Raw genomic sequence first — 12,960 nt, 5'->3', positions numbered from 1 at the left:
TTCGCAATGAACGAGACAATAATTGCCCAACAGGCCAGCCAGATAGCAGCGTTGGAGCGGCGCCTGCAGCGTCTGGAAGATATCGAAGCCATCAAGGTCCTGCAGCGCACCTATGGCTACTTTGTAGACAAGGCGCTGTGGAGCGATCTGGCCGAACTGTTCAGCCAGGACGGCGAGATCGAAATCGGCGGCCGTGGGGTTTACCAAGGTATTGAACGCATTCGCATTTTCCTGCGCGATGTCATGGGCAAGGGGCATGACGGGCTCAACCACGGGCAATTGATGAACCACATGCAATTGCAAGGCGTCGTGACGCTGGACGAAGGCGGGGACAAGGCGCTCGGCCGCTGGCGGGCGTTCATCCAGGCCGGTGAGTTCGGGAAGCATGCCCAGTTTGCCGAAGGGGTCTACGAGAACGAATATGTCCGCGAAGGCGGGACCTGGAAAATCTCCCGCCTCACTTGGTTCGCAACTTATTATACGCCCTATGAAAAGGGCTTCGGCCAGGAGACGCTCCCGCTGACAACCATGAGCGAATCTTTCCCGCCGGATCGGCTCCCCACCCACACCTATGCGGCCTTGCCGGATGTCTTCATCCCGCCGTTTCACTACCAGCACCCCGTGACTGGCGAGAAGATCGGCCGCAACGTCAAGGCCAGCTAGAAACCCAGGATTTGCTTGGAGATGCCGGGGCATTCGTGTCCCGGTATTTTTGTGTCGGGTTCTGAAAATTGCATCGCGCATGGGCCGGCGCAGGTGGCCTAATGTGGATCGTCGCCCGGCAGGCGAAACTGCGCAGCTCCGGAAACAACAAAGGCGACCCGAAGGTCGCCTTGTTAACTCCGTGCCGTGGCAGGGAGAACTTTGGTGGGTGCACAAGGGCTCGAACCTTGGACCCGCTGATTAAGAGTCAGCTGCTCTACCATCTGAGCTATGCACCCGGCCTTGTTTTGACAACGCCGTCTTCAAAGTTGACGCCTTCTAGCAAAGCGATTTGGCCCTGTCCAGCGTCGGAAGAGGAGAACTACCGTACTTCTTTCGCCGGTGAGCAGATATTTTCGCAGGCCGGCCCAGGGGCTGAAACAACAAAGGCGGCCCAAAGGCCGCCTTGTTAAAACCTTGCCAGGCAAGGAGAACTTTGGTGGGTGCACAAGGGCTCGAACCTTGGACCCGCTGATTAAGAGTCAGCTGCTCTACCATCTGAGCTATGCACCCGGCTTTGTTTCGACAACGCCGTTCTTCAAAGTTGGCGCGTTCTAACAAAGGCATTTTGGTCTGTCTAGCGTCTAAAATCTCGGACTGTGGATAAAAATGTCGCGTGGCGACTATCTGCCTGACGCGCGGCGGGCCTAGCCGCGCTCACGGCGGTAAGCCTCGAGGCTATAGACATTTTCCGGCATTTCGTTGGCTTCCTGGCGCAGATCGTCCATCAGCCCAATGGTCCGCTCGATGATGTGGCGCAGCTGGCGCGAGCGCGTGTCGGCGCCCTGAAGAATAACGGCGGCGCGCTGCAAGTGATCGCGAGCGAGCAAGAAGGTGGGCGGCATTGTCGGGCTCCATGGCATTCGTGGGAATCGCCGGTGGTTCGGCATAGGCTAAGACTGAACCCGCATAGTTCCCGACATCTTTCCCAAGTGGCTGCAACTTAATTAGAATTTTATCGACCCTTGTCGCGGCTGGGGATTTTTCCGCCTCGTCCTGTGCAGAAACTTGATGTCAGGGAGTGGCTCCGGTCGGACGACCCGCTAAGAATAGATCGAGAGCCAAATTGGAGGCGTCCATGCCCCTGCCCCCCTTTACCGCAATCGTATCGGACTTGCCCGAAACCGTCCCCTTTGTCGGGCCGGAAGCGCTCGAGAGGCGGAGTGGGATAGCAGTGCGGGCGCGGCTGGGTGCCAATGAATCTGCATTTGGCCCCAGTCCCTTAGCGCTGACGGCCATGCGCGAAGAGGCGTCCAAGAGCTGGGCCTATCCCGACCCGGAGAACCATGCTTTGCGGGTGGCATTGGCCACCAAGCTTGGAATCGCCGCCGACGAGATTGCTATTGGGGAAGGCGCCGATGGCCTGATGGGACTGGCGGTGCGGTTGTTCATTGCGCCCGGTGACGTGGTGGTGACCTCGCTGGGGGCCTATCCGACCTTCAACTACCATGTCGCTGGCTATGGCGGGCGGCTGGAATACGTTCCGTATCAAGGCGTTAACGAGGATTTGGACGGCCTGCTCGCGGCCGTGGAGCGGACGGGTGCGAAGATGGTCTACCTCGCCAATCCGGACAATCCGATGGGCTCGTTCTGGCCGGCGGCGGCAGTGGAGCGATTTATCGCAGCATTGCCAGAGACTTGCGTCCTTGTGCTGGACGAAGCCTATGGCGAACTGGCGCCGGATGACGGTCTTCCTCCAATCGATACGTCCCGCGCGAACGTGTTGAGACTGCGAAGCTTTTCAAAGGCTTATGGCATGGCCGGGATGCGCTGCGGCTATGCCATCGGCCACCGGCAGGTGATCGGCGCCTTCAACCGCGTTCGCAATCATTTCGGGGTCAACAGGCTGGTTCAGGCAGGGGCGCTGGCAGCGCTGAACGATGAGGCCCATCTCGACTGGGTAAAGTCGCAGATTGCCGCTTCGCGTCAGCGTATTGCTAACATTTCGACCGCCAATCGGTTAATTCCGCTGCCTTCGGCGACAAATTTTGTGACAATTGATTGCGGCCACGACGGTGCCTACGCTCAGAAGGTACTGGAAGAATTGGGCAAGCTGGGCGTGTTCATCCGCAAGCCGATGGCGCCGGGGCTCGATAAGCACATTCGCATCAGCGCGGCGCCAGAGGCCGAGATGAAGATTCTCGAAGCCACGCTGCCCGTCGCGCTTCGTGCCGCTCAGGGAGCCGCGTAGAGCTCTACACGGGCCGACAGCGGACGGTGGTTGGATCCAAAGCTGTCACTGCCCGCAGACAGCGCCATGATACGCGCATTGCCTCGGGTGAGGATATTGTCGATCGGCACGCCGAGCGGCCCCGCGCGGACCGGCCAGGTCGCGGGGTAGAACGGAGCTGGAGCCAGATCCTGGGCGCGGGCAAGACGCGCGACGGGGCCCGACCAGAGGGCGGAATTGAAATCACCGGCCAGGAGGACTGGCCCCTCGATCCGGCTGAGAACGCGCTCAATGGTCAGCAGCTCCAGCCACGACGCCTCATCGAAATAAGGTTTTGACAGGTGGACGCCGACGATGGTGACCTTTTGCCCACCAATCGTGACGGGTGCGATGGCCAGCCGCTCGAAATGAAAGGGCTGCATGGTGCGGATCTCGCCGCCCTCGATGGGCAGGCGGGAATGAATGGAGATATCGCAGGTCTGGGGCCGAGTGCATCCGATCGAATACGGGAAGGTCTCCCTCAGGCGATCCAGCTGATTGAAAATGCCCGGCGTCTCCATAACCACGGCGATGTCGGCGCCAGAGGCAGCAAGGAAATCGGCCGCCTCGACTGAACGTCGATTGCCTGTGAGCACGTTGAAGCTGATGAACGAGATTTCGGCCACCGGTGCCCCCAAAGGCTCGGAACGGCGGTCCTGATATTCGAGCACGAAGCGCCCTGCATGGGCACTGGCCGCGACCAGCACAAGCGCAAAAAGACCGGCACGCCAGCGGGCCCCGGCAATGACCATCAGCACAAGCAGGCAGAGTCCTGCGGCAATCAGGTGGAAGCGCAGGCTCTGCAGCAGCAAGGCACCGGGCAAATTGATGGAGAGCGAGGCGATCGCCAGGACAATCGCCAGCAGCGCGCCGAGCGCAAAGAGCGCGCCGCGAAATTCGTCCCGGCTCAGTGGGGAAGGAAAGCTTATGACGACCTCCTGCGGCCCAGCCTATGCCGGCGGGATTCGCTGGCGGATCATGGCAAGGGCGGGTCAATTTGGGAAGAGCTGGAGCTGCTTGCGGGGTTCCAGGCTCCCCGCCCCCCACCCTCAATCCCTCCCCGCGAGGGGGAGGGAGGCGGGCCGGTGGGTGGGAGAGATAGGGCCCCAAAACAAAATGGCCGGACGATGATGTCCGGCCATGCTGTTCTATATCTTCGACTGGCGGGCGATCAGCCGGCCAGCGCGCCTTGTGCCGAGGCGCCGCGCTCGATCATGACGCGGTTGAGCGCGTTGAGATAGGCACGGGCCGAGGCCACCAGCGTATCGGGCTCGGCAGCATTGCCCGAGGCGATACGGCCGTTCATTTCGAGACGGACATGGGCCGAGGCCTGCGCATCGGTGCCGCCGGTGACGCCGTCGACGGCGTAGAGCACCAGATGCGGGTCCTGCCCGGCAGCGGCCTTGATGGCGTTGAAGATGGCGTCGACCGAACCGGTGCCTTCATAGGAAACGCTGGTCTCTTCGCCATCAATGGTAACGACGAGGTTGCACTTGTGGACGCCGCCGGTCTTGGAAACGACTTCCATGTCGACCAGCTTGATGCGATCCCCGACCGAACCGACTTCGTCATCGACCAGCGCGATGATGTCAGCGTCGTAGACGTGCTTCTTGCGGTCAGCCAGATCCTTGAAGCGCTGGAAGGCTTCCTGGAAGGCATTATCGCCAAGCTCGTAGCCCAGTTCCTTCAACTTGTCCTTGAAGGCGGCGCGGCCGGAGTGCTTGCCCATGACCAGGGTCGTTTCCTTGATGCCGACGCTGGCCGGGGTCATGATCTCGTAGGTTTCGGCGTTCTTGAGCATGCCATCCTGATGGATGCCGCTTTCATGGGCGAAAGCGTTCTTGCCGACGATGGCCTTGTTGTACTGCACCGGGAAGTTCGAGGCGGCGGACACCACCTTGCTGGCGCGGGCCAGATGGGTGCTGTCGATGTCGGTGAAGAACGGCATGGCATCGCCGCGGGTGCGCAGCGCCATCACCACTTCCTCGAGCGCGGCATTGCCGGCGCGTTCGCCCAGGCCATTGATGGTGCATTCGATCTGGCGCGCGCCGCCAGCCACGCCGGCCAGGGAATTGGCGACAGCCATGCCCAGATCGTCATGGCAGTGGACCGAGAAGATGGCCTTGTCGGAATTGGGCACGCTCTCGATGATGGTCTTGAACATGCGGAAATGCTCGTCGGGAACGGCATAGCCGACCGTATCGGGCAGATTGATCGTGGTCGCGCCAGCCTTGATGGCGGCATCGACGCAGCGCTTCAGAAATTCGAGCGGCGTGCGGGTGGCGTCCATGGCCGACCATTCCACATCGTCCACCAGATTGCGGGCGTGGGCGACGGTACGAGAGATGATCTCGATGACCTCGTCCTCGGTCTTTTTCATCTGGTGGGCCAGATGAATGGGCGAGGTGGAAACGAAGGTGTGGATGCGGCCGCGCTGGGCGTGGCGGACGGCCTCACCGGCGCGATCGATATCAGCGGTGATGGCGCGGGCGAGACCGGCGACGGTGGCGCGCTTGACCTGCTTGGCGACGGCAACGACGGCCTCGAAGTCGCCATTGGAAGCAATGGGGAAACCGGCTTCGATGATGTCGACGCCCATTTCGTCGAGAGATTCGGCAACCTGCAGCTTTTCTTCCAGCGTCATGGTGGCACCGGGCGACTGCTCGCCATCGCGCAGCGTGGTGTCGAAGATGAAGACGCGTTCTTTGTTGCTGTTGGAAGCGGTGCTGGTCATATCAGGCTCTTTTCCTATCGGCCCCGAGGCAATGGCTCGCTGGACCGGACATTTCTAATGTTCGGTTTGTGGCGCAATCCCCTGACGACCCGCTCGTTATCCGAGCTGCCGGTGATCAGGGGCTGATAAGAAGGAGAAGGAGCGCAGGCAAAAGCAGCATGGCAGCCGCAATCATCAGCTTGGTCTGGAGGACCTGCTGCTGAGCGATTGCAATGGCTTTGGCGCGACGGCGCTGCATGGAAGTGCTCTCTATTTGCAAGGAGCATGCGACAATCACGCTGACGATGCAAGGGGATGGGGCAAGAAAGTGGGGGCGAATCTGGCCGTCTGCGAGAAATTATCGGGCCCCAGGCGCGGAAAAGGCAAATGCAGCCTCAGTTGAACGCCAGAACCGCAGCAAGGATGACACCGACAAAGGCAAGGCCGGTAATCCTGTGGGCAGCGTGGGCGCGGGTGCCGGCTTGGGCATCGCCCGCCTGGGCTTTCTTGGATTGAATGCCGCCAAAGATGATCGAGGCCAGCATCACAACGATCAGCGCCATCTTCACCCAGAACCAGATATTAGCGCCGCCAAGCCCGCCATAGCGGAGGAACATGATGAGTGGGCCGGTGACAAGGAGGACAATCATGGCCACCCTGCCGATCTGCCCCAGCCTGTTCATCACGGCGAAATAGCCGGCGCTAACCTCCGGGCTGGCCCCATGCATGCGCGCCCCAATGACCGGACCAACAACGGAATTGGAGCCCCCGGCAATGAACGCCAGGATATGGGCCCAGATGAGCAGATTGATGACGACTTCCATCGTCCATTCCCCACTGCGAGCATTCCCGGGCGCAAATTAGCACGCCCGGAAAACGCCCGAAAGAGGATCAGTCTCCCAGATCGAGCGTACCCTCGCCCACGATCACGGCATGGCCGCCGATGGCACCGTGGACAAGCTGCTCGTTTTCCTTGCGGAGTTGCAGGGTAATCCGGCAGGGGCGGCCCATTTCGTGGCCCTGGCGCAGGACGAAATCAGCCTGGCCGGTGGCAAAGGGCTGGTTTTCGGCCAGGAGACCAATGAGGGCCGCTGCAGCGGCTCCGGTGCCCGGATCCTCCCCGAGGCCCATGCCGAACATGCGGGCGGCGATGTCGTTTTCCGGCTCGTCCGGCGTGAGGGTGAAGACATAGACCGAATGCCGATCATGCGTGAACACCTTGTCCTTGAGCGCGTGGTTGACCGAGAGGCGGCGCAACACATCCGCATTGCGGACCGGAACCAGATGGAAGGGCACGCCGGCCGAAAAGACGGCGGGCTTGTAGAGATCGCACCCAATATCCTCGATCTCGATGCCCAGAACCTGGGCGATGCCGAGATTGTCGCGGATGTCGTCCACGCGGGCGGAGAGCTTTGGCAGCGAGAATCGCGCTTCGCCGGTGGATTTGTCGAGGCGTTCAACCAGGGCGGTGACGAGGCCGACCTTTTCCTCCATGCGCACAGCCGAGAGCTTGTTCTGAAGGCCGAGGACCACGGCGGAGCCAATGGTCGGATGGCCGGCGAAAGGCAGCTCCTGATAGGGCGTGAAAATGCGCAGGGCGGCGGTGTTGCGCTCCGCCGATGGCTTGCAGAAGAACACCGTCTCGCTGAGGTTGAACTCCTTGGCGATCATCTGCATCTCGTTGTCGAGAAGGCCATCGGCCTTGGGCACGACGGCGAGCGGATTGCCCTTGAAGCGCTCCCGGGTAAAGACATCGAGCAGGAGATAGGGAAGCTTCATGGCTCAGACCTCGCGCAGGGCATAGTCAGCGCGATTGCGGCCAAGATGATCGCAGATCGCATCGACGGCGACGCCATGGTCGCTGCGGCCCGGCAGGCCCGAAATGGTCAGCGCCCCAATGATGCCGGCCCCCGGCACACGCAGCGGAAACCCGCCGCCGGCAATGACATAGTCGGCGGGATCGACACCTGACTGTGGCGGGAACGGCGCTTCGCCACGCTCGAGCACGAGCCGATAGCTGGCACGCTGGAAGCGGCGGACCGAATTGATCTTGCGACGAACCCATTCGGCATTGTCGAAACTGGTGCCTGGCGTGGCCGAAAAGAAGAGCTGGCGGTCCCAGGTGCGGATATCGACCACAAGCGAGAGGTTTTCGGCCAGCGCACGGGCGCGGATGGCGGCGCCGATATAGAAGGCGACGCCTTCATCGAGCGCGGGAAGGACAAGTTCGAGTTCCTGCCGCTTGACGCGGCTGATATCGTCTTCGGTGGTCATGGGTTCAGTCCTGATGAAGGCGGGTCCAGGCGTCGTAAAGCGGCGTACGGTCCACTGCGCCCTTTGGAAAGTTGACGAGTTGGGGATCGATGCCGGCCCATGCGGCCTTGCTGTCGGTCCAGATATTGCCGACGGGAGCGGCCCAGTCGATGTCATCCAGCGTACCGGCCCTAACCACCTTGATGCCGGGCGATGGCGGATCGTTCCACAGCCAGCCATGGCAATTGGCGCAAAAATTCATGACGATGACATTGCCGCTGTCGGCGGTGCGCCGATACTGAACCGTCGGCCCCTCGACCTCGAAGTCCGCGTCGCGCACGATCATGGACATGGACCACCCCGCGCCCGAAAATCGCTGGCAGTCCTTGCAATGGCAATTGTAGACCGAGAGCGGGCCGGCCTTGAGCCGGTAACGCACCGCGCCACACTGGCAACCGCCTTCGACAGGAAAATCCGGCAGACCCATCGCCACCCTCCACGACTCCACGGCGCTCATCCTCGATCGGTTCTAGACCAAGATCCTTGTCCGCAGAAGGCCGCTGTCGGGCGATAATCTGAATGATCTGGCTTTACGCCCGCGATTGGGGCGCAGATGATTGCAAGACGAGCATGGGAAGGAGTTGGCATGGAACAGACAAGCGTTCTGGTTGCCGGCGGCGGCCCGGCCGGGATCATGCTGGGCTTGTTGCTCGCTCGGGCGGGAGTGACAGTCACCGTCCTGGAAAAGCACGGCGATTTCTTGCGCGATTTCCGTGGGGACACCGTGCATGCTTCCACCATTGAGTTGCTGGATGAGCTGGGACTGGGCAATGCCTTCCGCCAGCTCAACCAGACACGGCTGCAGAACTTCCAGTTTCCCTTGCCCGATGGCAGCACCGTGCTGCTCGGCGACTTCTCGCGGCTCAAGCCACCCTACGACTATGTCGCCATGCTGCCGCAATGGGACTTCCTCAATTTTCTGCGCGATGCGGCCTGTCGCGAGCCGAGTTTTTCCATTCGCATGAACACCGAAGTGACGGATCTGCTCAGGACGGATGGCACTGTCATCGGCGTGCGCTATCGGGAACGGGACGGCGAAGAGGGCGAGATCACCGCCGATCTGGTGGTGGCCTGCGACGGGCGAAATTCCATCACCCGGCAGAAGGCCGGGCTGGTGCCGCGCGAATTCCCCGTTCCGTTCGACACCTGGTGGTTCAGACTGCCACGCCATGCCAGCGAAATGGGCGAAGTGGCAACGCTCATCCCCCAGTTTCGGGGGCGTGAAATCATGCTGTCGCTGACCCGCGAGACTTTTTACCAGGTCGCCTATTTTACCGACAAGGGTGCCGACGCGCGGTTGCGGACCGAAGGGATCGAGCGCTTCCGCGAGCGTGTCGCGGCCATCAGGCCGGACTTTGCCGACCGGGTCGATGCGCTCGCCACCATGGAGGATGTGCACGTGCTCGACGTGCGGCTCAACCGGCTCGAGATCTGGCACAGGCCCGGCCTGCTCTGCATTGGCGACGCCGCGCACGCAATGTCGCCTGCCGGCGGGGTGGGCATCAACCTCGCCATCCAGGATGCAGTCGCCGCAGCATCGATCCTGGCGCAGCCCCTACGCGATGGAGCGCTCACGCCACAGAACCTGGCCGCGGTGCGTCGGCGCCGCTGGCGGCCAACGGTGATCCTGCAATTTGCGCAACGCGTCCTGCATCGGATCCTGTTCGTGCCGACCTTTGCCGGCAAACGCGCCGGCCCGCCCAGCGTCGTCCTCTTTGCCGCCCGTTTCATTCCGGGGCTCACCGCCCTGCCCGCGCGGCTTATCGCCTTCGGACCGCAACCCGAGCACGCCCCCGACTTCGCGCGGAGACCACAGTAGCGGCCGAAAAGAAACGGGGCCCCGAAGGGCCCCGCTCGATATGGATTGGCAGATCGATTAGTTCTTGGCCTTGTCGACCAGCGCGCCGGCCTTGATCCAGGGCATCATGTCGCGCAGCTTGTGGCCGACGTCTTCGATCGGATGCTCGTCGGCGAGGCGACGGGTCGCCTTGAAGCGAGCACCACCGCCGGACTTGATTTCCTGCATCCACTCGGAGGTGAACTTGCCCGACTGGATGTCGTGCAGAACGCGCTTCATCTCGGCCTTGGTTTCCGAGGTGATGATGCGCGGGCCGGTGACGTATTCGCCCCACTCGGCGGTGTTCGAGATCGAGTAGTTCATGTTGGCGATGCCGCCCTGGTAGATCAGGTCGACGATCAGCTTCACTTCGTGCAGGCACTCGAAATAGGCCATTTCCGGAGCGTAACCGGCTTCAACCAGGGTTTCGAAGCCAGCGCGGATGAGTTCGACCAGACCACCGCAGAGGACGACCTGCTCACCGAACAGGTCGGTTTCGCATTCTTCGCGGAAATTGGTTTCGATGACGCCCGAACGGCCGCCGCCAACGCCCGAAGCATAGGCCAGAGCGATGTCATGGGCATTGCCCGAAGCGTCCTGGTGAACAGCGATCAGGCAAGGCACGCCGCCGCCACGCTGATATTCGCCGCGCACGGTGTGGCCCGGGCCCTTCGGCGCGATCATGATCACGTCGACGGTGGACTTGGGTTCGATGAGGTTGAAGTGGACGTTGAGGCCGTGTGCGAAAGCCAGCGCTGCGCCGTCACGGATATTGGGCTCGATGTCCTTCTTGTAGATGTCGGCCTGGAGCTCATCGGGGGTCAGGAGCATGATGACGTCTGCCCATGCGGAAGCCTCGGCAACCGACATGACCTTGAGGCCTTCGCCCTCGGCCTTCTTGGCGGACGGCGAACCCGGACGCAGACCGACGGCGACGTCGGTGACGCCCGAATCGCGCAGGTTCAGCACGTGGGCGTGGCCCTGCGAACCGTAGCCGATGATGGCGACCTTCTTGGCCTTGATGATATTGAGATCGGCATCACGATCGTAATAGACGCGCATTTGGGTGCTCCCTGGACTTGCGTTTGTCAGTTGTTGGCCTTGGCCCCATAGAGGGCCAGGAATTGATCCGTCGCGGCCTTGATGTCGGCTTCGACATTGGCTTCGACATTGGATTGGGTCAGGCTTTTGTCGCCGAGCAGCAGACGGATCTGCACGTCGCGCACGACAAGGCCGAAAAATGTTCGGTAGGCGTCCTCGCTGGAGGTAAAGCGCAGGAGGCGCGCATCGCGCCCGGCCTCGAGAATGGGCTTCAGGCGCCGACGGATGGCCAGCGGGCCGTTTTCCAGGACGATCTGGCCCAGGCTATCCTTCTCCTGGGCAGCATGGGTAACGGCGGTGCGGTTGAGCGTGATCGACACTTCGCCGATAATCGTGGTGAGTAAATCGCGCGCGAATTGCTCGAGGCTTTCGCGCAGCACTTTTGCGGTGAGATGGCTGCGATCGACGCTCGGCATGCGCACTTTGGCCGCCTGCCACTGCACGGTGGCCGTGAGCAGGCCATCGCGGTCGCCGAACCATTTGTAGAGGGTTTCCTTGGAACAGGACGCCCGACGCGCCACCGCAGTCATGGTCAGGCCATCGCCGTTCTCGACCAGGAGATCGAGCGCGGCCGTCAGCACCGCCTGCTGGCGGGGCGTGAAGGTTTCTTCGCTGATCTTGATGGGCAAAGGCAAAGTGACCCACCCCGCAATACTGATGTCCGAACGGTTTCGGCCATTTCCGTCCGCAGGCGTACCGTACGGTACGGTTCAGTGCAAGAGGGAATCGTGCGCACCGCAGGATCGATTTCCGCTTGGTCGTGGACAGGCACGCCCTTTCTCCGGAATCCGCCTTCTGAAACAGGCACTGGATCCGCTGCGGCTTGGTCTCGCCGTCAATCGGCGCCGGGCAGCAGCGCGTCCGTCAGCGCACCCGTGAGCCACTCCGCATAGCCGGCCGGTTGCAGCCCTTCAAGATCGGTCATCAGGAGATAGAGCTCTGGGCTCGCGAGCCGCCAGAGCACGCCTGTCGCCGCTTCTGCGTCCATGCTATGGCGCAAAGCGCCCTTCTGAGCCAGGAGCTTGGCGACAAAGGCGAGGTTGCGGCGGCGGCCGTCGTGGAGGCTACGGTACAATTCAGATAGCTCAATATCGGTGCCGGCGGCAGTGCGCACGACGGCAACGAGTTCGGCCACATTGCCCAACACAGCTGTAATATCCTTGGCAAACACCGCGATCTGCGTCCTCTGGTCGGCCGCAGCAGCAACGGCCTGCGGGCCGGCCTGTTGCAGGAGCGGGACGCCAGGATCTGAACGCCGAACGGCGCGCTCCAGGACCGCCCGGAGAAGCGCCTGCTTGTTGCCGAACACGGCATAGATGGTCTCCTTGGAGACCTCCGCGGCGCGTGCCACGCCCGCAATGGTCGTGCCTTGCCAGCCACTCGCGATGAACTGCTGCCGCGCCGCCGAGATCACGGCCTCCCGCGTGTCGGCCGCCTGGCTGGCGCGACGCGTGGAGGCATATTTTCGCTTCGGCTTGACATCTTCGGGCATTTAGATACACCGTTAGTTTATTGAATAATTCGCCCGTTAACTCATGTCAGCGCGAGCCACAGGGGTCAACACATCGCGGAGTTCATCATGTCTGCTGCTCTCCCCACTGCCACCCAAACGCTCGCCCTGCTGCTTGTCGGATTGGTCACCGGCGGCATGTTCGGCATCTGGCGCGGCTATGACATTACCATCTATGCGCCGACAACTTTCGTCGAGGTGCATCAAGGCGCCGTCCGTGGCCTCAATTCCCTGTTGCCGGCAATGGCGGCCGCATCTCTGGCCCTGGTGGTGGTCCTTGCTGTGCTTGGCCGCAATCGGCCTTCGGTACTGGTATTGTATATGCTTGCCGCGCTGGCGATCGTCGCGGGCGGGGTCATCACGCGCTTTCTCAACCAGCCCATCAATGACCAGATCATGGGTTGGACGCCCGCAGCCATGCCGGAGGACTGGACCTCCGTGCGGGACCGGTGGTGGTATTGGCATCAGGCGCGCCTGGCCACCATGCTGGGCGCCCAATTCCTGTTGATCGCGGCTGTGTTCACCGACCGCGGGGGCTAGGCTCCGAGGACCGAGGCGGCATGTCATCAAACGGG

The 12,960-nt window shown here is 62.0% G+C and carries 15 protein-coding genes and 2 tRNA genes; 4 read left to right on the top strand and 13 right to left on the bottom strand.

What is annotated here, in order from left to right:
* The first annotated feature begins 6 nt into the window (after nt 1-6).
* Nucleotides 7-663 carry a nuclear transport factor 2 family protein gene (locus N0P34_RS07845; protein WP_275606457.1) on the top strand — a complete coding sequence of 219 codons (657 nt, stop codon included), beginning with the start codon at nt 7-9 and terminating at the stop codon, nt 661-663.
* A 202-nt stretch (nt 664-865) separates the two neighbouring features.
* On the opposite strand, the gene N0P34_RS07840 is transcribed toward N0P34_RS07845, so the two are convergent.
* From N0P34_RS07840 to N0P34_RS07830, 3 genes are all read right to left on the bottom strand, one after another.
* Nucleotides 866-941 (bottom strand) — tRNA-Lys (locus N0P34_RS07840).
* A 198-nt stretch (nt 942-1,139) separates the two neighbouring features.
* Nucleotides 1,140-1,215 (bottom strand) — tRNA-Lys (locus tag N0P34_RS07835).
* A 134-nt stretch (nt 1,216-1,349) separates the two neighbouring features.
* Nucleotides 1,350-1,547 (bottom strand): hypothetical protein, encoded by a 198-nt coding sequence (locus N0P34_RS07830; RefSeq protein ID WP_275606456.1) that lies wholly within the window; start codon nt 1,545-1,547, stop codon nt 1,350-1,352.
* Nucleotides 1,548-1,780: 233 nt separating this feature from the next.
* Here N0P34_RS07830 and N0P34_RS07825 point away from each other — a divergent pair, with 233 nt between their 5' ends.
* Nucleotides 1,781-2,893 (top strand): pyridoxal phosphate-dependent aminotransferase, encoded by a 1,113-nt coding sequence (locus N0P34_RS07825; RefSeq protein WP_275606455.1) that lies wholly within the window; start codon nt 1,781-1,783, stop codon nt 2,891-2,893.
* Here the strand turns inward: N0P34_RS07825 and N0P34_RS07820 are convergent.
* From N0P34_RS07820 to N0P34_RS07790, 7 genes are all read right to left on the bottom strand, one after another.
* Nucleotides 2,878-3,723: an endonuclease/exonuclease/phosphatase family protein gene (locus N0P34_RS07820; RefSeq protein ID WP_275606454.1), complete on the bottom strand. Its 846-nt coding sequence runs from the start codon at nt 3,721-3,723 to the stop codon at nt 2,878-2,880. The two genes, N0P34_RS07825 and N0P34_RS07820, sit on opposite strands and share 16 nt — an antisense overlap.
* A gap of 359 nt (nt 3,724-4,082) precedes the next feature.
* The gene (locus tag N0P34_RS07815; RefSeq protein WP_275606453.1) at nt 4,083-5,645 is read right to left on the bottom strand and encodes a 2-isopropylmalate synthase; all 1,563 of its coding nucleotides are present in this window, start codon (nt 5,643-5,645) and stop codon (nt 4,083-4,085) included.
* A gap of 115 nt (nt 5,646-5,760) precedes the next feature.
* Entirely contained in the window at nt 5,761-5,883 is a 123-nt protein-coding gene (locus N0P34_RS07810; protein WP_275606452.1) for a hypothetical protein, read from the bottom strand.
* Between the two features lie 136 nt (nt 5,884-6,019).
* On the bottom strand, nt 6,020-6,448 hold the full coding sequence (locus tag N0P34_RS07805; RefSeq protein WP_275606451.1) for a hypothetical protein: 429 nt from the start codon (nt 6,446-6,448) through the stop codon (nt 6,020-6,022).
* Between the two features lie 67 nt (nt 6,449-6,515).
* Nucleotides 6,516-7,403, bottom strand: coding sequence for a PhzF family phenazine biosynthesis protein (locus N0P34_RS07800; protein WP_275606450.1), 888 nt, complete (start codon nt 7,401-7,403; stop codon nt 6,516-6,518).
* A 3-nt stretch (nt 7,404-7,406) separates the two neighbouring features.
* Complete coding sequence (locus tag N0P34_RS07795; protein ID WP_275606449.1) at nt 7,407-7,898, bottom strand: heme-degrading domain-containing protein; 492 nt, start codon at nt 7,896-7,898, stop codon at nt 7,407-7,409.
* Between the two features lie 4 nt (nt 7,899-7,902).
* A complete protein-coding gene (locus N0P34_RS07790) occupies nt 7,903-8,364 on the bottom strand; it encodes a GFA family protein (protein ID WP_275606448.1) in 462 nt (153 codons plus the stop codon).
* Nucleotides 8,365-8,523: 159 nt separating this feature from the next.
* On the opposite strand from N0P34_RS07790, the gene N0P34_RS07785 reads away from it, so the two are divergent.
* Nucleotides 8,524-9,756, top strand: coding sequence for an FAD-dependent oxidoreductase (locus N0P34_RS07785; protein ID WP_275606447.1), 1,233 nt, complete (start codon nt 8,524-8,526; stop codon nt 9,754-9,756).
* Nucleotides 9,757-9,813: 57 nt separating this feature from the next.
* Here N0P34_RS07785 and ilvC read toward each other — a convergent pair whose 3' ends face one another.
* The 3 genes from ilvC to N0P34_RS07770 all read right to left on the bottom strand — a co-directional run bounded on the left by ilvC (nt 9,814) and on the right by N0P34_RS07770 (nt 12,367).
* Nucleotides 9,814-10,836, bottom strand: coding sequence for a ketol-acid reductoisomerase (gene ilvC / locus N0P34_RS07780; RefSeq protein ID WP_275606446.1), 1,023 nt, complete (start codon nt 10,834-10,836; stop codon nt 9,814-9,816).
* A gap of 26 nt (nt 10,837-10,862) precedes the next feature.
* On the bottom strand, nt 10,863-11,510 hold the full coding sequence (locus N0P34_RS07775) for a TetR/AcrR family transcriptional regulator (RefSeq protein ID WP_275606445.1): 648 nt from the start codon (nt 11,508-11,510) through the stop codon (nt 10,863-10,865).
* Between the two features lie 200 nt (nt 11,511-11,710).
* Nucleotides 11,711-12,367 (bottom strand): TetR/AcrR family transcriptional regulator, encoded by a 657-nt coding sequence (locus tag N0P34_RS07770; protein ID WP_275606444.1) that lies wholly within the window; start codon nt 12,365-12,367, stop codon nt 11,711-11,713.
* Between the two features lie 87 nt (nt 12,368-12,454).
* Here N0P34_RS07770 and N0P34_RS07765 point away from each other — a divergent pair, with 87 nt between their 5' ends.
* Nucleotides 12,455-12,925 (top strand): DUF1772 domain-containing protein, encoded by a 471-nt coding sequence (locus N0P34_RS07765; protein WP_275606443.1) that lies wholly within the window; start codon nt 12,455-12,457, stop codon nt 12,923-12,925.
* The last annotated feature ends 35 nt before the right edge of the window (nt 12,926-12,960 follow it).

Origin of the sequence: Devosia sp. FJ2-5-3 (assembly GCF_029201545.1) — a bacterium.
In the GTDB taxonomy this organism is placed as follows: domain Bacteria; phylum Pseudomonadota; class Alphaproteobacteria; order Rhizobiales; family Devosiaceae; genus Devosia.
Note: the sequence above shows the minus strand (reverse complement) of the source record. Positions and strands in the feature narration are given on the sequence as shown.